The organism is Mycobacterium sp. 1245852.3 (assembly GCF_001669335.1).
GTDB classification, from domain to species: Bacteria; Actinomycetota; Actinomycetes; order Mycobacteriales; family Mycobacteriaceae; genus Mycobacterium; species Mycobacterium europaeum_A.
Map to the genome: position 1 here is coordinate 1 of NZ_LZLL01000459.1, position 20,432 is coordinate 20,432.

At 69.0% G+C, this 20,432-nt stretch carries 20 protein-coding genes; 7 read left to right on the top strand and 13 right to left on the bottom strand.

Annotated elements, in window-relative coordinates:
• The 3 genes from A9W96_RS20325 to A9W96_RS20335 all read left to right on the top strand — a co-directional run.
• The coding region (locus A9W96_RS20325) for an alpha/beta hydrolase fold domain-containing protein (protein ID WP_156765338.1) at positions 1 to 335 on the top strand (335 nt) is incomplete at its 5' end.
• 10 nt (positions 336 to 345) lie between these two features.
• Entirely contained in the window at positions 346 to 1,842 is a 1,497-nt protein-coding gene (locus A9W96_RS20330) for an NAD(P)/FAD-dependent oxidoreductase (RefSeq protein WP_067142513.1), read from the top strand.
• 16 nt (positions 1,843 to 1,858) lie between these two features.
• Positions 1,859 to 2,431, top strand: a complete 573-nt coding sequence (locus A9W96_RS20335; protein ID WP_066873430.1) for a pyridoxamine 5'-phosphate oxidase family protein — start codon at positions 1,859 to 1,861, stop codon at positions 2,429 to 2,431.
• Here A9W96_RS20335 and metK read toward each other — a convergent pair.
• The 5 genes from metK to mihF all read right to left on the bottom strand — a co-directional run bounded on the left by metK (position 2,415) and on the right by mihF (position 6,468).
• Complete coding sequence (gene metK / locus A9W96_RS20340) at positions 2,415 to 3,626, bottom strand: methionine adenosyltransferase (protein WP_066873426.1); 1,212 nt, start codon at positions 3,624 to 3,626, stop codon at positions 2,415 to 2,417. The two genes, A9W96_RS20335 and metK, sit on opposite strands and share 17 nt — an antisense overlap.
• A 97-nt stretch (positions 3,627 to 3,723) precedes the next feature.
• Entirely contained in the window at positions 3,724 to 4,977 is a 1,254-nt protein-coding gene (coaBC, locus tag A9W96_RS20345; RefSeq protein WP_066880172.1) for a bifunctional phosphopantothenoylcysteine decarboxylase/phosphopantothenate--cysteine ligase CoaBC, read from the bottom strand.
• A 23-nt stretch (positions 4,978 to 5,000) separates the two neighbouring features.
• Positions 5,001 to 5,327: a DNA-directed RNA polymerase subunit omega gene (gene rpoZ, locus A9W96_RS20350; protein WP_067142516.1), complete on the bottom strand. Its 327-nt coding sequence runs from the start codon at positions 5,325 to 5,327 to the stop codon at positions 5,001 to 5,003.
• A 66-nt stretch (positions 5,328 to 5,393) separates the two neighbouring features.
• Positions 5,394 to 6,065: a guanylate kinase gene (gmk, locus tag A9W96_RS20355; RefSeq protein ID WP_156753015.1), complete on the bottom strand. Its 672-nt coding sequence runs from the start codon at positions 6,063 to 6,065 to the stop codon at positions 5,394 to 5,396.
• A gap of 88 nt (positions 6,066 to 6,153) precedes the next feature.
• Positions 6,154 to 6,468: an integration host factor, actinobacterial type gene (mihF, locus tag A9W96_RS20360; protein WP_007171927.1), complete on the bottom strand. Its 315-nt coding sequence runs from the start codon at positions 6,466 to 6,468 to the stop codon at positions 6,154 to 6,156.
• A 766-nt stretch (positions 6,469 to 7,234) separates the two neighbouring features.
• Between mihF and A9W96_RS20365 the strand changes: the two genes are divergently transcribed.
• Complete coding sequence (locus tag A9W96_RS20365) at positions 7,235 to 7,657, top strand: molybdopterin-binding protein (RefSeq protein WP_066861659.1); 423 nt, start codon at positions 7,235 to 7,237, stop codon at positions 7,655 to 7,657.
• A gap of 13 nt (positions 7,658 to 7,670) precedes the next feature.
• Here the strand turns inward: A9W96_RS20365 and pyrF are convergent, their stop codons facing one another.
• Genes pyrF through pyrR form a run of 7 tightly spaced genes read right to left on the bottom strand, consistent with a single transcriptional unit; the run spans position 7,671 to position 16,399 of the window.
• Positions 7,671 to 8,495, bottom strand: coding sequence for an orotidine-5'-phosphate decarboxylase (pyrF, locus tag A9W96_RS20370; RefSeq protein ID WP_066861655.1), 825 nt, complete (start codon positions 8,493 to 8,495; stop codon positions 7,671 to 7,673).
• The gene (gene carB / locus A9W96_RS20375) at positions 8,492 to 11,857 is read right to left on the bottom strand and encodes a carbamoyl-phosphate synthase large subunit (RefSeq protein WP_066861653.1); all 3,366 of its coding nucleotides are present in this window, start codon (positions 11,855 to 11,857) and stop codon (positions 8,492 to 8,494) included. Before carB ends, pyrF begins: the two co-directional genes overlap by 4 nt.
• Entirely contained in the window at positions 11,857 to 12,990 is a 1,134-nt protein-coding gene (carA, locus tag A9W96_RS20380; RefSeq protein WP_066861650.1) for a glutamine-hydrolyzing carbamoyl-phosphate synthase small subunit, read from the bottom strand. The genes carB and carA overlap by 1 nt, the downstream gene beginning before the upstream one ends.
• On the bottom strand, positions 12,990 to 13,490 hold the full coding sequence (locus tag A9W96_RS20385) for a transporter (protein ID WP_067142519.1): 501 nt from the start codon (positions 13,488 to 13,490) through the stop codon (positions 12,990 to 12,992). Before A9W96_RS20385 ends, carA begins: the two co-directional genes overlap by 1 nt.
• Positions 13,491 to 13,539: 49 nt before the next feature.
• Positions 13,540 to 14,844, bottom strand: a complete 1,305-nt coding sequence (locus A9W96_RS20390) for a dihydroorotase (RefSeq protein ID WP_067142522.1) — start codon at positions 14,842 to 14,844, stop codon at positions 13,540 to 13,542.
• Positions 14,841 to 15,818, bottom strand: a complete 978-nt coding sequence (locus A9W96_RS20395; protein WP_066880575.1) for an aspartate carbamoyltransferase catalytic subunit — start codon at positions 15,816 to 15,818, stop codon at positions 14,841 to 14,843. The genes A9W96_RS20390 and A9W96_RS20395 overlap by 4 nt, the downstream gene beginning before the upstream one ends.
• Entirely contained in the window at positions 15,815 to 16,399 is a 585-nt protein-coding gene (gene pyrR / locus A9W96_RS20400) for a bifunctional pyr operon transcriptional regulator/uracil phosphoribosyltransferase PyrR (RefSeq protein WP_067142548.1), read from the bottom strand. The genes A9W96_RS20395 and pyrR overlap by 4 nt, the downstream gene beginning before the upstream one ends.
• A 274-nt stretch (positions 16,400 to 16,673) precedes the next feature.
• On the opposite strand from pyrR, the gene A9W96_RS20405 reads away from it, so the two are divergent.
• Positions 16,674 to 17,936, top strand: coding sequence for an HNH endonuclease signature motif containing protein (locus A9W96_RS20405; RefSeq protein ID WP_067142526.1), 1,263 nt, complete (start codon positions 16,674 to 16,676; stop codon positions 17,934 to 17,936).
• Positions 17,937 to 18,004: 68 nt separating this feature from the next.
• Here the strand turns inward: A9W96_RS20405 and A9W96_RS20410 are convergent, their stop codons facing one another.
• Positions 18,005 to 18,625, bottom strand: a complete 621-nt coding sequence (locus A9W96_RS20410; protein ID WP_231999761.1) for a MerR family transcriptional regulator — start codon at positions 18,623 to 18,625, stop codon at positions 18,005 to 18,007.
• 119 nt (positions 18,626 to 18,744) lie between these two features.
• Between A9W96_RS20410 and A9W96_RS20415 the strand changes: the two genes are divergently transcribed.
• Together A9W96_RS20415 and A9W96_RS20420 are read left to right on the top strand one after the other, a co-directional pair.
• A complete protein-coding gene (locus A9W96_RS20415) occupies positions 18,745 to 19,176 on the top strand; it encodes a hypothetical protein (RefSeq protein ID WP_231998361.1) in 432 nt (143 codons plus the stop codon).
• 32 nt (positions 19,177 to 19,208) lie between these two features.
• Complete coding sequence (locus A9W96_RS20420) at positions 19,209 to 20,432, top strand: serine hydrolase (protein WP_067142532.1); 1,224 nt, start codon at positions 19,209 to 19,211, stop codon at positions 20,430 to 20,432.

Below are 20,432 nucleotides of genomic sequence, written 5' to 3' on the forward strand. Positions count from 1 at the left end.
TGCTGAACCGCGACGTCATCGACGCGTTCCTGTCCTGGTACGTGCCCGATCTCGATCTCACCGACCCGAAGGCGCTGCCCATCACCATGGCTCCGGCCAACGCCGCGGATCTGTCCGGGCTGGCGCCCGCCTACATCGCGACCGCCGAACACGATCCACTGCGCGATGACGGGGCCCGTTACGCCGAGCTGCTCAGCGCCGCGGGCGTGCCGGTCGAGCTGACCAACGAGCCCACCCTGGTACACGGATTCGTCAGTTTCGCGTTGGCGATACCCGCCGCCGCCGAGGCCACCGAGCGCGGCCTGGCGGCGCTCCGCAAGGCACTGCACCCCTAGGCAGGCAACGATGGTCCCGCACCAAGACGAAACCCCCGACTATCACACGCTGATCATCGGAGCCGGGTTCTCCGGCATCGGTGCGGCGATCAACCTGGACCGGGCCGGGCTGCCCGATTACCTGGTGATCGAGGCCGCTGACGGGGTCGGCGGCACCTGGCACTGGAACACCTATCCCGGTATTGCCGTGGACATTCCGTCGTTCTCCTACCAGTTCTCGTTCGAGCAGAGCCGGCACTGGTCGCGGACCTACGCGCCGGGCCGAGAGCTCAAGGCCTACGCCGAACACTGCGCCGACAAGTACGGCATCCGCTCGCGGATCCGGTTCAACACCAAGGTGCAAACCGCCGAGTATGACGACGAGCGCGGCCTGTGGCGGGTGCAGACCGACCCGGCGGGCGAAATCACCGCGCGGTTTTTGATCAGCGCTTGCGGCGTGCTGACGGTGCCGAACCTGCCCGACATCGACGGCGTGGACTCGTTCGGCGGCATCACCATGCACACCGCGCGGTGGGATCACGGCCAGGACCTGCGCGGTAAGCGCGTCGCGGTGATCGGCACCGGCGCCTCGGCCGTGCAGGTGATTCCCGAGATCGCGCCGATCGTGTCGTCGCTCACCGTCTTTCAGCGCACCCCGATCTGGTGTTTCCCGAAGTTCGACGTGCCGCTGCCGGCGCCGGCGCGCTGGGTGATGCGAATTCCCGGCGGCAAGTTCCTGCAGCGCCTGCTCAGCCAGGCGTACGTCGAGCTCACCTTCCCCATCTCGGCGCACTACTTCACGGTGCTGCCGCTGGCCAAGCGGATGGCCTCGCTGGGGAAATCGTATCTGCGGCAACAGGTTCGGGATCCGGCCGTGCGCGAACAGCTCACCCCGCAGTACGCGGTGGGCTGCAAACGCCCCGGCTTCCACAACGGCTACCTCGCCACGTTCAACCGCGACAACGTGCGGCTGGTCACTGAACCGATCGACAAGGTCACCCCCGACGCGGTGGCCACCACCGATGGCGAGAACCACGAGATCGACGTGCTGATCCTGGCGACCGGTTTCAAGGTGATGGACCCCGACAACGTGCCCACCTTCGCGGTGACCGGGAGCGGCGGAAAGTCGTTGAGCCGCTTCTGGGATGAGCATCGGCTGCAGGCCTACGAGGGCGTCACGGTGCCGGGATTTCCCAACCTGTTCACCGTGTTCGGCCCGTACGGTTACGTCGGCTCTTCGTATTTCGCCCTGATCGAGGCGCAGACGCATCACATCGTGCGGTGCCTCAAGCGGGCCAAGCGCGTCGGCGCCACCCGCGTCGAGGTCAGCCAGGAGGCCAACGACCGCTACTTCGCCGAGATGATGCGCCGGCGGCCCCGCCAGATCTTCTGGCAGGACAGCTGTCGGCTGGCCAACAGCTACTACTTCGACAAGAACGGCGACGTGCCGCTGCGTCCGGGCACCACCCCCGAGGTGTACTGGCGCAGCCGGCGGTTTGATCTGGACGACTACCGGTTCACCCGGTAGCGGCTACGCTGCACCCGTGGCGAAGGAATTCGAAAGCATCGACGAGTCGCTGCGCGACTTCATCCGCGAACAGGCCGTTTTCTTCGTCGCCACCGCGCCGTCCGAGGGTGGGCGAATCAACCTGTCCCCCAAGGGGTATCGCGACACCTTCGCGGTGCTCGACGAGCACACCGTGGCCTACCTGGATCTGTTCGGCAGCGGCGTGGAGACGGTGGCCCATTTGCGCGACAACGGCCGCATCACCGTCATGTTCTGCTCGTTCACCCGCAACTCGCGAATCCTGCGGCTGTTCGGCACCGGACGGGTGGTCCGCCCCGACGACGCCGAATTCGCCGGGCTGATGCGGCATTTCGGCGATCAACACGCCGGGGTCCGCACCATCATCGTGGTCGATGTGGAGCGGATCGCCGACGCGTGCGGGTTCGCGGTGCCCTACTACGAGCTCATCGACGAGCGGCCGGTGCTCGACGCGGCGCACCGCAAGGCGACCGATGACCAGTACGGCCGGCTGGTCAAGCGCAACCGGCGCAGTATCGACGGACTGCCGGCGCTAGACGCCGACCACCCCGCGCCTAGATCGCGCGCTTGAGGTCGTCGACCTTGTTCAGCTGCTCCCACGGCAGTTCGATGTCGGTGCGGCCGAAGTGCCCGTAGGCGGCGGTCTGCGCGTAGATCGGACGTAGCAGGTCCAGGTCGCGGATGATCGCGCCGGGCCGCAGGTCGAACACCTCGGGCACGATCTTCTCGATCTTGACCGGGTCGACCGTCGCGGTGCCGAACGTCTCGATGAACAGCCCCACCGGGGCGGCCTTGCCGATGGCGTAGGCCACCTGCACCTCGACCCGCTCCGCCAGCCCGGCGGCGACGATGTTCTTGGCCACCCAGCGCATCGCGTAGGCCGCCGACCGGTCCACCTTGGACGGGTCCTTGCCGGAGAAGGCGCCGCCGCCGTGGCGGGCCCACCCGCCATAGGTGTCGACGATGATCTTGCGGCCGGTCAGGCCGGCGTCGCCCATCGGGCCGCCGAGCACGAACTTGCCGGTCGGGTTGACCAGCACCCGCGTCGCCGAGGAGTCGAGCGTGTCGTGGGCCAGCTCGTCCAGCACGGTCTTGAGCACGTGCTGGCGGATGTCGGGGTCCAGCGTCTTCTCTAGGTCGATGCCGTCGGCGTGCTGGGTGGAGACGACGACGGTGTCCAGCCGCACCGGAACGTCGTCCTCGTACTCGATGGTGACCTGGGTCTTGCCGTCCGGGCGCAGGTAGGGCAGCGTGCCGTTCTTGCGGACCTCGGTCAGCTTGCGCGACAGCCGGTGGGCCAGCGCAATCGGCAGCGGCATCCGCTCGGGGGTGTCGTTGATCGCGTAGCCGAACATCAGGCCTTGGTCGCCGGCGCCCTGGGCGTCCAGCGGGTCCGCGGCGCCCTCCACGCGCGCCTCATGGGCGGTGTCGACGCCCTGGGCGATGTCGGGCGACTGCGCGCCGATGCCGATGTTGACGCCGCAGGACGCGCCGTCGAAGCCCTTGTCCGACGAGTCATAGCCGATCTCGAGGATGCGCTCGCGAACCGTGTTGGTGATGTCTGCGAACGCCTCCTTGGCGGTCGTCGTCACCTCGCCCACCACGTGCACCTGTCCGGTGGTGACCAGCGTCTCGACCGCGACGCGTGAGCGGGGGTCCTGCGCCAGCAGGGCGTCGAGCACGGAGTCGCTGATCGCGTCACAGATCTTGTCGGGATGTCCCTCAGTCACCGACTCACTGGTAAACAGGCGACCCTTTTCGCTCACAATCTCAACCCTTCCAATTAGTTAGTTAGCCGAATTATATCGGTTGGTATCGGGCCGGCCAGCACCTGGCCTGGCGCCACAGGAAAACCGAACCGTATTACCCGCCGCCGTGCAGGAACGCGGCGATCGCATCCACGATACGACTGGCCATCAATGTCTTGGAGCCGTGCTGCAGCGCCGACTCGGTACCGTCGGCCGCCAGCAGCCAGCCGTCGTTGTTGTCCACCTCGAAGGCCCGGCCGTCACCGACCGCGTTGACGACCAACAGGTCACAACCCTTGTTGCGCAGTTTGGCCCGGGCGTGAAACAGCACGTCGCCGTTGGCGTCACCGGTCTCCGCGGCGAACCCCACGATGGCCCGCATGTTGGGCAGCTCGCCGTTGGCGCGCGCCCGCACCGCACCGGCCAGCACGTCGTCGTTGCGGATCAACTCGATGGTCGGCGGCCCCTCGACACCTTTTTTGATCTTGGCGGCCGCAACCCGGGCCGGCCGGAAGTCGGCGACCGCGGCGGCCATCACCAGCACGTCCGCCTCGGCCGCGTGCTTGGCCACGGCGTCGCCCAGTTGCTCGGCCGAGCTGACGTGGACCACCTCCACCCCGGCGGGGTCGATCAGCCCGGCGGTGTGCCCGGCGATCAGCGTGACCTCGGCGCCGCGCTGGGCGGCCACCCGCGCGACCGCATAGCCCTGCTTGCCGGAGCTGCGGTTGCCGATGAAGCGCACCGGGTCGACGGCTTCCCGGGTGCCGCCGGCGGTGACCAGCATCTTGCAGCCGGCCAGGTCGTAGGGCAGCGCGTCGTGACGGTCGAGCAGCAGGTGCGCCAGGGTGGTGATCTCCTCGGCTTCGGGCAGCCGGCCGGACCCGCTGTCCGTCCCGGTGAGCCGCCCGGCGGCCGGTTCGAGCACGACCGCTCCCCGGCGGCGCAGCGTGGCGACGTTGTCGACGGTGGCCGGGTGCAACCACATCTCGGTGTGCATCGCCGGGGCGAACAGCACCGGACATCGCGCGGTCAAGAGCGTGGCGGTCAGCAGGTCGTCGGCGCGGCCGTGGACGGCCCTGGCCAGCAGGTCCGCCGTGGCGGGTGCCACCACGACCAGGTCGGCCTGCTTACCGAGCTGGACATGCGGAACCTCCGGCACGTCGGTGAAGACGCCGGTGTGCACCGGCTGGCCGGAGAGCGCCTCGAATGTGGCGGCGCCGACGAAACGCAGCGCGGACTCGGTCGGGATGACGCGGACCGAGTGACCGGCCTCGGCGAGCTGCCGAACGACGGTGCACGCCTTGTAGGCGGCGATACCGCCGGAGACCCCGACGATCACTCTTTTCGCGACCCGATCGCGGTTGTCCACAGCGCGCGCCCGGCCCGGCCCTGTTACTCGCCCTCGGTGTGCTCGAGCAGGTCGCCGTGGATCTCGCGCATCGCGATCGACAGCGGCTTTTCCTGCAGCCCCGGCTCGACCAGCGGGCCCACGTATTCGAGGATGCCCTCGCCGAGCTGGTTGTAGTAGTCGTTGATCTGACGGGCCCGCTTGGCGGCGTAGATCACCAGCGCGTACTTGCTCGAGACGCGGTCCAGCAGCTCGTCGATGGGCGGGTTGGTGATGCCCAGCGGGGTGTCGTAGGCGCCCTGTCCCCCGGCGGACGGATCGAACCGGTCGGGGACGGCGGCCAAAGCCGCGTCGGACTGCGGAATACTCACTTAGGTCAATCTCCTGGCGGATTCGAGCGGCTCGTCACCGCTGCAAAGTTCGGAAAAATTCGGTGGTCAATCTTGCTGGGATGTGGTCCGGCTTCTGGTCTGGCCAGACGGGTCAGGCCGGTCCGGCGCAGTTCCCACCAGCAAGGATACCAATTCGGAGCACGCTGACTCCAATTGACTGTTCACGACCACCCGGTCGAAGTCGTTTTGGGCCGCCATTTCGATGCGGGCGGTCCCCAGCCGCCGCCGCATGACCTCCGGCGTCTCGGTGCCGCGGGCGATGAGCCGGGCCTCGAGATCCTCCCAGCTGGGCGGTGCGAGGAAGACCGCGAGCGCCTCCGGCATCGCCTTCTTGACGGCCCTGGCGCCGGCCAGGTCGACCTCGATGAGCACCGGAAACCCATTGGCCGTGGCGGTCCGGATGGGCTCGGCCAGGGTGCCCGACCGGTGCAGTCCCGAATGGATTTCGGCCCACTCCAGCAGCGCGCCCTCGTCGATCAGCTGCTGGAAGCGGGCGGGGCTGACGAAGTGATAATCGACACCGTCGACCTCGCCGGGGCGCGGCGCCCGCGTGGTGGCCGAGACGCTGAAATGCAGGTTCGGCACCCGCTCGCGCAGGCACCGGACGACCGTCGACTTGCCCACCGCGGAAGGACCGGACAGCACGACCACACGTCCGTTACCTGATGGTTCTGGACGTGTGCCGTGCTGGACGTCCGGTCCCCCGCCGGCGCTCACGGACGCCCCTCGGGGGGTGCGCCCACGGCTCGGGTCGGATTGCCCGCCTTCTCCTCAGGCCGTGCGGCCTGCATCGTCGGCGGCCGGGTTAGGAGCCGAACTTTTCCAGCAGGGCCTTGCGCTGGCGATCGCCGAGACCGCGCAGGCGGCGGGTGGGGGCGATCTCCAACTCAGTCATGATTTCCTGCGCCTTGACCTTGCCCACCTTGGGCAACGCCTCGAGAAGCGCGGAAACCTTCATCTTGCCCAGGACTTCGTCGGTCTCGGCGTCCTTGAGCACCTGGGTCAGGTTGGTGCCGCCACGCTTCAGGCGGTCTTTGAGCTCTGCTCGCGCTCGACGTGCGGCAGCCGCCTTCTCCAACGCGGCCGCGCGCTGCTCGTCGGTCAACTGGGGAAGGGCCACGATTCCTCCGTATCTGATCAATCAATTTCAATCGATCGCTTTTTGTCTCGCCGGTACTTCTGCCAGCGGAGACGACCGTACTCAGGCCTCCTGACGAAATCTAACCCGACCCCCTGCTTGAGGGGACAAACTCCCAGCATGGACCGGCGCGTGGCAGGCCGAAGCGGCGCTCCCGCCGGGGCCGGCGGCGGCCGCCTTCGACGTTGCCCGGGCGGGGTTCGCCGGGCCGGTTCGACGCCTTGCCAGGGTCGCTAGCTGCGGTTTTAGCCCCCGGGGGCGGCGCGCGACGGCTTGGCCGGGCCGTTCGGAAACCCGCCGCCGAGCGGCCGTGACGCCCGGTGCGACGGATCACGGATTTGTTGCGGCGTGTCGCGCGTGTCGCGCCGCCGGTCAAAGGGCAGGCCAACGCCGCCTTTGGCCCGGCGCAGCGGTCCAGGCCGCCCCTGGATCGCCCGGCAACAACAGGCCAGCCATCGGGGAGACGACGGCCGAACCGCCGGGAGGTACACCGACTCGGTCTGCCAACGCACGATGACCTTCACCAACCACCAAGGGCCGCAGCGTCGTTGGCCGACCGCGGTTCGCCGCCGCGCCCGACGGGCGCCGGTGGGTGCGGGGCGCCGAGGGTCCGCGGATTCCGATCCGCGCACAGTGCGTTTCCGTAACCACGGTTAAATCTGCAATCTGGTTCCGTAACTGCGGTTTTCGGGCCCGCCCCCGGGCCATTTCAGCTAATCGGCGGTGCGGAATCCGATACGATCGGGGGGTGTCCAACCTGCGAATTCGCCAGGCGGCCGAGCTGCTCGGAGTCAGCGACGACACCGTGCGGCGCTGGATCAACCAGGGCACATTGGCGGTCAGTCACGACGCCGCCGGCCGCAAGGTGATCGCCAGCGAGGACCTCGCCCGCTTCTCCCGCACCAATGCGCCCGCCCCGCCGGCGGACCCGCTGAGCATCGGCAGCTCGGCCCGCAACCGCTTCGTCGGGCTGGTCACGTCGGTGGTCAGCGACAAGGTGATGACCCAGGTCGAGATGCAGTGCGGCCCGTTCACGGTCGTCTCGCTGATGAGCACCGAGGCCGCCGAGGAACTGCAGCTGCGCCCCGGCAGCGTCGCCGTGGCCGTCGTCAAGGCCACCACCGTCATCGTCGAAACCGCGCGGCCCAGCACCGCAGTCGCGTCGGACTAGACGCAGAACCCGCTCACACCGCCAGGTAGGCGACCGCGTCCAGCATGCGATCGGCCGCCGCGCGCAGCTCCGGCACGCCCGGCCCGGCGCGCAGCACCTCGCGGGCCACCGCCGGCAACAACTGGCCGGGTTCCGCCCCGCCCAGCCCCGCCAGCGCCTCGGGCCGCCCGCCCTGGACGCCGAGCCCGGGCACCAGCACCGGGCCGCCCAGGGCGCTCAGATCGGGCGCCTGCAAGACCGTCGCGCCGACGACCACCCCCACGTATCCCGGCCCGGATCCGGTGGCGGACCGATTCACCACCGCCGCCTGGTCGACGACCAGCTGGGCCACCGTGCGGCCGTCGAAGGCGGCGCGCTGCACGGTCGCCCCCTCCGGGTTGGAGGTGGCCGCCAGCACGAACACCCCGCGGTCGTGCGCCGCGGCGGCTTCCAGCAGCGGCCGCAGTGAGCCGAACCCCAGATATGGCGTGGCCGTCACCGCGTCGGCGGCCAGCGGCGAATCACCCGCCCAGGCGGCGGCGTAGGCCGCCATCGTGGTGCCGATGTCGCCGCGTTTGGCGTCGGCCAGCACCAGCACCCCGGCCGACCGCAGCGCCGCGATGGTGCGTTCCAGCACCGCGAATCCGGCGGCGCCGTACGCCTCGAAGAACGCGACCTGGGGTTTGACGACCGCGTAGCCGGAGAACGCCTCGATGCAGATGTCGCAGAACGCGGCCAGCCCGTCGGCGGTGGTGGGCAGGCCCCAGGCGCGCAGCAGCTCGGGATGCGGGTCGATGCCCACGCACAGCGGCCCGCGCTCCGCTTTCGCGGCGGCCAGCCGGACGCCGAAGCCGGTCACCGGTGCCCGCTACCAGGCAGGCCGCCCTGGCCGATCTGGCTGTGCAGCTCTTGCAGGCTGCGCACGCCGATGTCGCCGCGGATGCCCGCCTCGATGCCCTGGACGGCGGCCGAGGCGCCCTGCACGGTGGTGACACACGGGATATTGACCGACACTGCGGCCGAACGGATTTCGTAGCCGTCGATGCGTGGCCCGGAGTTGCCGTAGGGCGTGTTGATGACCATGTCGACCTCGCCGGCCTTGATCGCGTCCACCGCGGACTCCGCGGGTCGGCCCGGCTGCGGCTCCTCGAAGTGCTTGCGTACCTCGTCGCACGGAATCCCGTTGCGGCGCAACATCTCCGCTGTCCCCTCGGTGGCCAGCACGCGGAAACCCAGGTCGGCCAGCCGCTTGACGGGGAACACCAGCGAGCGCTTGTCGCGGTTGGCCACCGACACGAAGATGGTGCCCTGGGCGGGCAGCGACCCGTACGCCGCGGTCTGGCTCTTGGCGAAGGCGCTGCCGAAGTCGCGGTCGATTCCCATCACCTCGCCGGTGGATTTCATCTCCGGCCCCAGCAGCGAATCGATGCCCGAGCCGTCCGCCCGGCGGAACCGGTGGAACGGCAGCACCGCCTCCTTGACCGCGATCGGGGCGTTCTGCGCCGCGTGGGCGCCGTCGCCGGACGCCGCCAGCAACCCCTCCTCGCGCAGCTGGGAAATCTTGGCGCCCAACATGACCCGGGCGCAGGCCTTGGCGAGCGGGATCGCGGTGGCCTTGGACACGAACGGCACCGTGCGGCTGGCGCGCGGGTTGGCCTCCAGGACGTAGAGCACGTCGTCCTTGAGCGCGTACTGCACGTTGAGCAGCCCCACCACACCGATGCCGTGCGCGATGGCCTCGGTCGCCCGGCGCACCTTCTCGATGTCGCTGCGGCCCAGCGTCACCGGCGGCAGGGCGCACGCCGAGTCGCCGGAGTGGATGCCGGCCTCCTCGATGTGCTCCATGATGCCGCCGATGTACACCTCGGTGCCGTCGCACAGCGCGTCCACGTCGATCTCCACCGCGTCCTCGAGGAAGCGGTCGACGAGCACCGGGTGCTCGGGCGAGAGCTCGGTGGCCCGGGTGATGTAGCCGCGCAGCGTCTCCTCGTCGTAGACGATCTCCATGCCCCGGCCGCCCAGCACGTAGGACGGCCGCACCAGCACCGGGTAGCCGATGTCTTCGGCGATCCGCCGGGCGTGGTCGAAAGTGGTTGCCATGCCGTACTTCGGCGCGGGCAGGCCGGCGGTGGTGAGCACGTCGCCGAAGGCGCCGCGGTCCTCGGCCAGGTCGATGGCCTCCGGCGGGGTGCCGACGATCGGTACGCCCGCGTCGGCCAGGCGCTGCGCCAGCCCGAGCGGGGTTTGGCCGCCGAGCTGCACGATCACCCCGACCACGCCCGGGCCGTCACCGGCGGACTGCTGCTCGGCGCGGAACACCTCGAGGACGTCCTCGAAGGTCAGCGGCTCGAAGTAGAGCCGGTCGGCGGTGTCATAGTCGGTGGACACCGTCTCCGGGTTGCAGTTGACCATCACCGTCTCGAAACCGGCCTGCGACAACGTCGTTGCGGCGTGCACGCAGCTGTAGTCGAATTCGATGCCCTGGCCGATGCGGTTGGGTCCCGATCCGAGGATCAGCACCTTGGGCTTCTCGGTCTGCGGCGCCACCTCGGTCTCGGCGGCGGGGTCCAACTCGTAGCTGCTGTAGTGGTACGGCGTCTTGGCCTCGAACTCCGCCGCGCAGGTGTCGACGGTCTTGTACACCGGGTGCACGCCGAGGCGCTCGCGCAGCGAGCGCACCCCGTTCTCGCCGGCCAATTCGGGGCGCAGCGCGGCGATCTGGCGGTCCGACAGCCCGCTGTGCTTGGCCTGGCGCAGCAGGTCGGCGTCGAGCACCGGGGCGGCGATCAGCTCCGCGCGCAGCTCGATCAGCTCGCCGATCTGCGCCACGAACCACGGGTCGACGCCGCTGGCCTCGGCGACCCGCTCCACCGACGCGCCCAGCCGCAGCGCCAGCTCGATGTCGTAGAGCCGGCCCTCGGTCGGGGTGCGCAGCCGGTCGAGCACCTCACCGACGTCGCCGTCCGGGTCCGGCTTGGTCCAAAAACCCGCGCGGGTGGTTTCCAGCGACCGCATCACCTTGCCGAGCGCCTCAATGAAGTTGCGGCCCAACGACATCGCCTCGCCGACGGACTTCATGGTGGTGGTCAGGGTGGGGTCGGCGCCGGGGAATTTCTCGAACGCGAAGCGGGGCGCCTTGACCACCACGTAATCCAGGGTGGGCTCGAAGCAGGCGGGCGTCTCCTTGGTGATGTCGTTGACGATCTCGTCGAGGGTGTACCCGATGGCGAGCTTGGCGGCGATCTTGGCGATCGGGAAGCCGGTGGCCTTGGAGGCCAGCGCGCTGGACCGCGACACCCGCGGGTTCATCTCGATGACGATCAGCCGGCCGTCGACCGGGTTGATCGCGAACTGGATGTTGCAGCCGCCGGTGTCCACCCCGACCTCGCGCAGGATCGCGATGCCCAGGTCCCGCATCCGCTGGTATTCGCGGTCGGTCAGCGTCATCGCCGGCGCGACGGTGACCGAGTCGCCGGTGTGCACGCCCATGGGATCGAAGTTCTCGATCGAGCAGACGACGACCACGTTGTCGTTGCCGTCGCGCATCAGCTCGAGCTCGAATTCCTTCCAGCCGTAGATCGATTCCTCGATCAGCACGTTGGCGCTCGGGCTCTCGGCCAAGCCTGCGCCGGCCATCCGGTCGACCTCTTCGACGGATCGCGCCATGCCGGACCCCAGCCCGCCCATCGTGAAGCTGGGCCGCACCACGACCGGCAGCCCGAGTTCCTCGACGGTCTCGCGGACCTCCTCCATCGTGAAACAGACTCGGCTGCGGGCGGATTCACCGCCGACCTTGGCGACGATGTCCTTGAACATCTGCCGGTCCTCGCCGCGCTGGATTGCGTCGATGTCGGCGCCGATGAGCTCGACGCCGTGCCGCTCGAGCGCCCCGTTTTCGTGCAGCGCGACCGCCGTGTTCAGCGCGGTCTGCCCGCCCAGCGTGGCCAGCAGCGCGTCGATCTTGTTGCCGCGCTCGGCCTGCTGGGCGATCACCTTCTCGACGAAGGCGGCGGTGATCGGCTCGACGTAGGTGTGGTCGGCGTACTCCGGGTCGGTCATGATGGTGGCCGGGTTGGAGTTGATCAGGCTGACCTCCAGGCCCTCCGCACGCAGCACCCGGCAGGCCTGGGTTCCCGAGTAGTCGAACTCGGCGGCCTGCCCGATGACGATCGGCCCGGAGCCGATCACCAGCACGTGACGCAAGTCGGTACGACGCGGCACTACCGCCCCTTTCCGCGGTTTGGGGCCGCCATCAGGTCGATGAATTGGTCGAACAAATACTCCGCATCGTGCGGACCCGCCGCGGCCTCCGGGTGATACTGCACCGAGAACGCCTGCCCGTCGGCGAGTTTGACGCCCTCGACCACTCCGTCGTTGGCGCAGGTGTGGCTGACGATCGCTTGGCCGAACGGCGTGTCGAAGGACTGGCCGGCCTCTCCCTCGAGCGCGAAGCCGTGGTTTTGTGCGGTGACCGCCACCCGCCCGGTGGCGTGGTCGATCACCGGGATGTTGATGCCGCGGTGACCGAATACCAGCTTGTAGGTGGACAACCCCAGCGCCCGGCCCAGGATCTGGTTGCCGAAGCAGATGCCGAACAACGGGATTCCGGCGCCCAGCACCTTGCGGGTGACCTCGACGACGTGATCGGCGGTGGCGGGGTCACCTGGGCCGTTGGACAAGAACACCCCGTCGGGCTTGATGTCGGCGATCTGGTCGTAGGTCGCCGAGGACGCCAGCACATGGGTCCGGACGCCGCGGCGGGCGAAGTTGCGCGGCGTGTTCGTCTTGATGCCCAGGTCCAGCGCGGCCACCGTAAACCGCGGTGCCCCTTCGGGTTCCACGATGTAGTTGTCGGGCGTGCTGACCTCGCCGGCCAGGTCGGCGCCCAGCATCGACTGCTGGCCCCGCACCCGCGCCAGCAATTCGTCCACCTCGGCGAGCGCGTCGCCGGAGAACACGCCCGCCTTCATCGAGCCGCGGGTGCGCAGATGGCGCACCACCGCGCGGGTGTCGATGCCGGCGATGCCGACGATGTGCTGGCGGACCAGCTCGTCCTCCAGGGTTCCGGTGGCCCGCCAGCTGGACGGGCGCGGCGACGGGTCGCGCACCGCGTAGCCGGCGACCCAGATCCGGTCGCCGCGGCTCTCGGCGTCCTCGCCGTTCCAGCCGGTGTTGCCGATCTGCGGCGCGGTGGCCACCACGATCTGCCGGTGGTAACTGGGATCGGTCAGCGTCTCCTGGTAGCCGGACATGCCGGTGGAAAAGACGGCCTCACCGAGTGTTTGGCCGATTTTGCCGAACGGCGTGCCGGTGAAGACGCGGCCGTCCTCGAGTACCAATTGCGCTTTAGTCATCAGCGCCGCTCCTCTTCATGATGCGATTCGAGCCAGTCGTCGTAATCGGCGCGGCTGTTCGCCCGAAACCCGGTGTCGATCTCGACGCCCGAGGGCAGCCGCCAGCGGATCGCCAGAATCCCGATCCGGCCGGTCATCCGGCGCTCCATGCGGATCTCGGTGATCGATTCCTGGGGAATCCAAATCGGTTGGGCCCGTAGGCGTTCCACCATGATGCCCCCGGCGTAACGGGTCAACACCGCCTTGCTGCGGAAACCGAGGTCGCCGGCCGCGATCCGCTCGTGCCAGCCCGGCGCCATCATGGACCCGCAGTAGTGGCCGCGGGTGCTGATCGTGGCCGCCCCGACGTGGTCCGGGATCTCGGGCAGCGCGCCGATCAGCTCCGCCTGGTGCTGTGAGCGGCGCTGCCAGGTCCGCATCATCAGCTGGATGACCACCGTGATGACGACCACCACCACGGCGGCGAAGATCAGCGACCCCACCAGGGTGGCGGAGTTCATGCGCGCCGCTCCTTCTCATCGCTTCGCTCTGCATCGTCACCGGCGCGATTCATGCCGGCGACTTCCCGTCTCGGGCGGTGACCTTGCCGCGCAGCAGCGTGGCGGTCACGGTGGCGGGCAGGGTCATCGCCTCGTAGGGCGTGTTGCCCGAGCGGCTGGCCAGCTCCGACCCGGTGACGGTCCACGAGGCCGCGGGATCCACCACCGTGAGGTTGGCGGGCTCCCCCACCTCCAGCGGCCGGCCGTGGTCGGGCAGGCCCACGATGCGGGCGGGGTTTTCGCTCATCACCCGGGCAACGTCCCGCCAGGTCAGCAACCCCGGGGTGACCATCGTCTGCACCACGATCGACAGCGCCGTCTGCAGTCCCAGCATGCCGGGCCGCGCCGCGGAGAACTCCACGCACTTCTCGTGCTCGGCGTGCGGCGCGTGATCGGTGGCCACACAGTCGATGACACCGTCGGCCAGCGCCTGGCGCAACGCCACCGCGTCGGCCGCCTCGCGCAGCGGTGGGTTGACGCGGTTTTGCCCGTCGTAACTGGTCAGCCTGCTGTCGTCGAGCATCAGGTGGTGCGGGGTGACCTCGGCCGTGATCGAGATCCCTTGCTGCTTGGCCCATTTCACGATCTCGACGGTGCCAGCGGTGGAGGCGTGGCAGATGTGTACCCGCGCGCCGGCGTCGCGGGCCAGCAGCGCGTCGCGGGCCACGATCGACTCCTCGGCCGCCCTGGGCCAGCCCGCCAGGCCCAACCGGGCCGCGGTGGGGCCCTCGTGGGCGACGGCGCCGACCGTCAGCCGCGGCTCCTCGGCGTGCTGGGCGATGAGCACGCCCAGCCCGGTGGCGTATTCCAGGGCGCGGCGCATCACCAGCGGGTCGTGCACGCAGATGCCGTCGTCGGAGAACATCCGCACCTGCGCGGCCCCGGCCGCCATCATGCCCATCTCGGTGAGCTCTTTGCCGGCCAGCCCGACGGTGACGGCGCCAACCGGGTGCACGTCGACCAGGCCGACCTGCTGCCCGCGGTGCCAGACGTGGTCGGTGACCACCGGGCTGTCGGCGACCGGGTTCGTGTTGGCCATCGCGAACACCGCGGTGTAACCACCCAAAGCGGCTGCGGCCGAGCCGGTTTCGATATCTTCGGCGTATTCACGCCCCGGTTCGCGCAGGTGGGTGTGCAAGTCCACCAGGCCGGGCAACAGCACCTGACCGGTGGCGTCGATGACGTCCAGGTCCTTTCCGACGCCTCCGGCCTCGGCCAACTTGGGCCCGATGTCGATGATCTGGCCGTCGTCGATCAGCACGTCGACGCGATCGCCCTCGCCGTACAACAGCACCCCGCGCAGCAGCACGCTCACGCTACACCCTCTTCACCCGAATTCTCCGCCGTCTCGGTGCCGACCAGCAGGTGAAACAGCACCGCCATCCGCACATGCACGCCATTGGAAACCTGTTGCAGCACAGCCGATTGCGACGAGTCGGCCACCGAGGAGGCGATCTCCATGCCACGCAGCATCGGCCCCGGGTGCAGCACCACGGCGTGGCCGGGCAGCAGCGCCTGGCGGCGGTCGGAAAGCCCGTAGAGGGAGGAATATTCGCGCACCGACGGGAAGAACCCGCCGTTCATCCGCTCGGCCTGGACCCGCAGCATCAGCACCGCGTCGGCGGCGGGTAGCTCGGCGTCGAAGTCGTTCGACACGGTGACCGGCCAGCCCTCGACGCCGACCGGCAGCAGCGTGGGCGGCGCCACCAGGACCACCTCGGCGCCCAGGGTCGCCAGCAGCATCACGTTGGAGCGGGCGACCCGGCTGTGCAGGATGTCGCCCACGATCACGATGCGACGGCCTTCGATGCCGCCGAGCCGTTGGCGAATGGTGAGCGCGTCCAGCAGCGCCTGGGTCGGGTGCTCGTGGGTGCCGTCGCCGGCGTTGATGACCGACGGTCCCCCACTGTCTCCGGCGGCGTTCGCGCCGGTCCACTCGGCGAGCAGGTGCGCGGCGCCGGACGCCGGGTGCCGGATGATCAGCGCGTCGGCGCCGGCGGCGCGCAGCGTGAACGCGGTGTCGCGCAGCGACTCTCCCTTGCCCACCGACGATCCCGACGCGCTGACGTTGATCACGTCGGCGCTCATCCACTTGCCGGCCACCTCGAAGGACACCCGGGTGCGGGTCGAGTTCTCGTAGAACATCGTGACGATGGTGCGGCCACGCAGCGTCGGCAGCTTCTTGATCTCGCGGCCCACCAGCGCCTGGGCGAACCGGTCGGCGTCGTCGAGGATCGCGGTGGCGTCGTCGCGGCTCAGGTCGCCGGCGGCCAGCAGATGGCGCGTCATCGTGAGATCACCACCCCGTCGTCGCCGTCGTTCTCCCGCAGCAGCACGTGCACGCTCTCCCCGCGCGAGGTCGGGACGTTCTTGCCCACGTAGTCGGCGCGCAGCGGCAGTTCGCGGTGGCCACGGTCGACCAGCACCGCCAGCTGCACCACCCGCGGCCGGCCCACGTCGCGCAGCGCGTCCAGCGCGGATCGGACCGAGCGGCCGGAGTACAGGACGTCGTCGACCAGGATCACCAGCGCGTCGTCGATGCCCCCGGCCGGAATCGAGGTGTCCTCCAGCGGCCGCGGCGGTTTCTGCATCAGGTCATCGCGATAGAGGGTGATGTCCAGGGCGCCGTGGCCCACCTCGACACCGCTGTATTCGCCGATGTTGGCGGCGAGCCGCTTGGCGAGAATCACACCGCGGGTCGGGATGCCCAGCAGCACCACCCGTGGTGCGTCGGGGCCGTCCAGCGCGGTCTTTTCGATGATCTGATGCGCAATGCGGGAAATGGTGCGGCCCACATCGGCCGCCGACATCAACTCCCGGGAATCGCCGCCCTTGAGACCGGGGAAGCCGGTGTCGCCCGCAGCACCCATACGAAATTTGACCTCCTTCTCCGCCTCGCCGGACGGATCGTTAAAGGATGTCGACTGCACGGCAGCGTAGCACTTATTTTGCCGGTGACGGCGCGAGGCACCTGCCGTGCCGATCGACGGCAGCCTACTGCGCGGGCGGAAGCGGCGGTGGCGGCGGAGCAGGCCAGGTGTGACGCGGCGGGATCTGCCCGCGATCGAGTCCGTACCCGGCCGCGGATGTACAGACGCTTTTGTTCCGCGGGCGGTTGTCGGTGGGCGGACTATTGTCGAAAATATGTTCGAATCATCGGAGGAAGCCGCGTTGCTGGCGCGGATCGCCGCGCAGGAGCGCGCCAAGTCGGCGGCCGCGGCGGACCAGGCTCGGGCGGCCGCAGCCCTCGACGCACTGCGCCGCGCGAACGAGGCGGCCGCCGGAGTGCCGGTCGCCCAGCGCGGCCGCGGAGTAGCCAGCGAGATCGCCTTGGCGCGACACGACTCCCCCGCCCGGGGCGGCAGACATCTCGGATTCGCGAAGGCGTTGGTTCACGAGATGCCCCACACCCTGGCCGCCCTCGAGAGCGGGCGATTGTCCGAATGGCGGGCCACCCTGATCGTTCGTGAGTCGGCTTGCCTGGACGTCGAGGACCGCCGCGCCCTGGACGCCGAACTGTGTGGCGACGGATCCTCGTTGGACGGGATGGGCGACGCGCGAATAGCCGCGGCCGCCCGGGCGATCGCCTATCGGCTCAATGCGCAGGCGGTGGTCGATCGTGCCGCCAAGGCCAAATCCGAACGCACAGTGACGATCCGGCCGGCCCCGGACACGATGACATGGGTGTCGGCATTACTGCCCGTGACACAGGGCGTTTCGGTCTACGCGGCGCTCAAGCGCGCCGCCGACACCACGGTCGATCAACGCTCGCGTGGCCAGGTGATGGCCGACACGCTGGTTGAGCGGGTTACCGGGTGCCCCGCCGAGGTCGCCCAGCCGGTAGCGGTCAACCTGGTCATCTCCGACGAATCGCTGTTCGGCGCTGCACCAACCGCGGCGAACGTCGACGGGTATGGCCCGATCCCCGCGGCCGTAGCCCGCCAACTCGTGAACGGTGCAGTGCTCGACCCCCGGTCCCGCGCCACGCTGCGCCGGCTCTACCGACATCCGCGCTCGGGGGCCCTGGTGGCGATGGAATCGCGGGCGCGGCGTTTCCCGAAGAGCCTGGCCACCTTTATCGGGTTTCGCGATGGCCGCTGTCGCACCCCGTACTGCGATGCGCCCATCCGCCACCGCGACCACGCCAGGCCGCATCGTCGCGGTGGGTTGACGACTGCGGCCAATGGGCTGGGCTTGTGTGAACGTTGCAACTACGTCAAGGAAGTTCCCGGTTGGCGCGTCGCGGCGGAAACCGACGAAAACGGTTTGCATACAGCAGATTTCATAACGCCCACCGGCATGCGCTATCGCTCCGGCGCGCCACCGGCACCCGGGCCATTCGGGGTGGAACTCGGTGAGCTGGAAATCAGGATCGGCGTCCACCTGGCCGATCCCCACGCCGCCTAGCTGAGGCCCGCCGGCTTTTCCGGCTTGCAATGCCGGATACCAAGGCGCCCAAGGACGGCACTGACCGACTAGTCGACGTCTGCCTCATTCTTGGCCAGGCGTTGCGCGGTCAGGCCGGCATGCGCGATGCGGCGCAGTGCCGCGAGGATCGGCTCATAGAAGATAGTTCCGAGCACGGCGTATTCGATTGCTGCCGCCGGCGGTTCCAGCGGCATCTGCTCGATGTCGTAAGCGGCGATGGCACTGATATGTGGCGCGTACGCGCGCAGGCGATCCTCGGTCATCGGAACGCCCGCTGCCTGCGCGTCGGCAAGCGCGCGGTCAAGCTGCGCTACCGCGGGAAGATCGTCGGGCACCTCGAAGTCAAGCGCTGACAACGCGGCCCGAGCCTGTGGGCAGTCCCCATCGCTTGCGGCTTGGGTGGGGCGCGAAAGCGCCGCTGTCGCAGCGCCCAGCGTCGCGAAAAGCGACCGGCCCGGGTTGTCGATGAGTTCGACGACCGACCTGATCTGGGAGATCGAGAGACCGAGCGCGGACAGCGCCCTGATCAGCGCGATCCGTCGGACGTGCCGTTCGTCGTAGTGGGCGCGGGTCGAGCTGACTGCGTGGCCTGGCATCAGCACGTTCTCGCGTAGGTAGAACTTGATCGTCGGCACCGACACATGGGTGCGACTCGCCAGCTCCGACATCAGCACGGAAGCGCTCCTTGAAGAAGTCCTGCCACAACATCTTGACATTAGATACTTCGATTATCCACTATTGGATAGTAGAAATATCTAATCGATCAATACGATTTCAGGAAGCTATTATGAGCACCTCGCTGATCACTCCCTTCATGAGCATCACGGTGGGGGCCACCATCATCTCGGTCGTCACCATCGCGTCCGGCGGCGCCTTCTTGCTGCGCGTGGTCACCGGAAATCACGAGGCCAACGGCCTGCAGAAGTCGTTTTTCCGAGCGGGCCATGCGCACGCCGGTGTGCTCGTGATGCTGGGCCTACTGCTGTCGGTGGTCGGCAACGCCGCGGGGGCGAGCCCCGCTGTGGCCAACGGCGGAGCGATCGCCGTGCTGCTGGCCGCCATCATGATGCCCGCGGGATTCTTCCTGTCGGTGCTCGGCCGCAACCCGGCGCGCCCGAACCGGATGATCGCGAGCGTGTGGCTCGGCGCGACGCTGCTGATTGCGGGTGTACTCACGTCCGGGGTGGCCACCCTGATCGCGGGAATCGACCGAATCTGAGGACCGCCCGACCGGCCCGCTACCCTGACCAGGTGAATCGCTCGACCCGCTCGACCCTCACAGGCAACGCCGCCTCCATCCGCGAAGTGTGCGACGCCGGCCTGCTTGCCGGCGCGGTCACCATGGTCTGGCAGCGCGGAGAACTCCTGCAGGTCAACGAGATCGGCTACCGCGACGTGGATGCGGGGCTGCCGATGCAGCGCGACACGCTGTTTCGCATCGCGTCGATGACCAAGCCGGTGACGGTCGCGACGGTGATGAGCCTGGTCGACGAGGGCAAGCTGACGCTGAAGGATCCCGTGACCCGGTGGGCGCCGGAGCTGGCCGACCTGCGGGTGCTCGACGATCCGCACGGCCCGCTGGACCGCACCCACCCGGTGAACCGCGCCATCTTGATCGAGGATCTGCTCACCCACACCAGCGGCCTGGCCTACGGCTTCTCGGTGTCCGGGCCGATCGCCAAGGCTTATATGCGGCTGCCGTTCAACCAGGGCCCGGACGCCTGGCTGGCCGCGCTGGCCAAGCTGCCGCTGGTGCATCAGCCCGGGGACCGGGTCACCTACAGCCATTCCATCGACCTGCTGGGCGTCATCGCCGCCCGCATCGAGGACAAGCCGTTCCACCAGGTGCTCGACGAACGAATCCTGGGCCCCGCGGGGATGACGGACACCGGGTTCTTCGTCTCGCCCGAGGCGCGGCGCCGCGCGGCGACCATGTATCGGCTCGACGAGCACAGCCGGCTGCAGCACGGCGTGATGGGGCCGCCGCACATCACCCCGCCCTCGTTCTGCAACGCCGGCGGCGGATTGTGGTCCAGCGCCGACGATTACCTGCGATTCGTCCGGATGCTGCTCGGCGACGGGACACTCGACGGCGTGCGGGTCCTCTCGGAAGAATCCGTCCGGCTGATGCGCACCGACCGGCTCACCGACGAACAGAAGCGGCACAACTTCCTGGGTGCACCCTATTGGGTCGGCCGCGGCTTCGGGTTGAACCTGTCGGTGGTGACCGATCCGGCCAAGAGCGCACCGCTTTTCGGGCCGGGCGGTCTGGGCACCTTCAGCTGGCCCGGCGCGTACGGGACCTGGTGGCAGGCGGACCCCGACGCGGATCTGATCCTGCTCTACCTCATCCAGAATCTGCCGGACCTGACCGTCGATGCCGCCACCGCCGTCGCCGGCAACACGTCGCTGGCCAAACTGCGCACGGCGCAACCACGATTCGTCCGCAACACCTATCGCGCCCTCGGCCTTTAA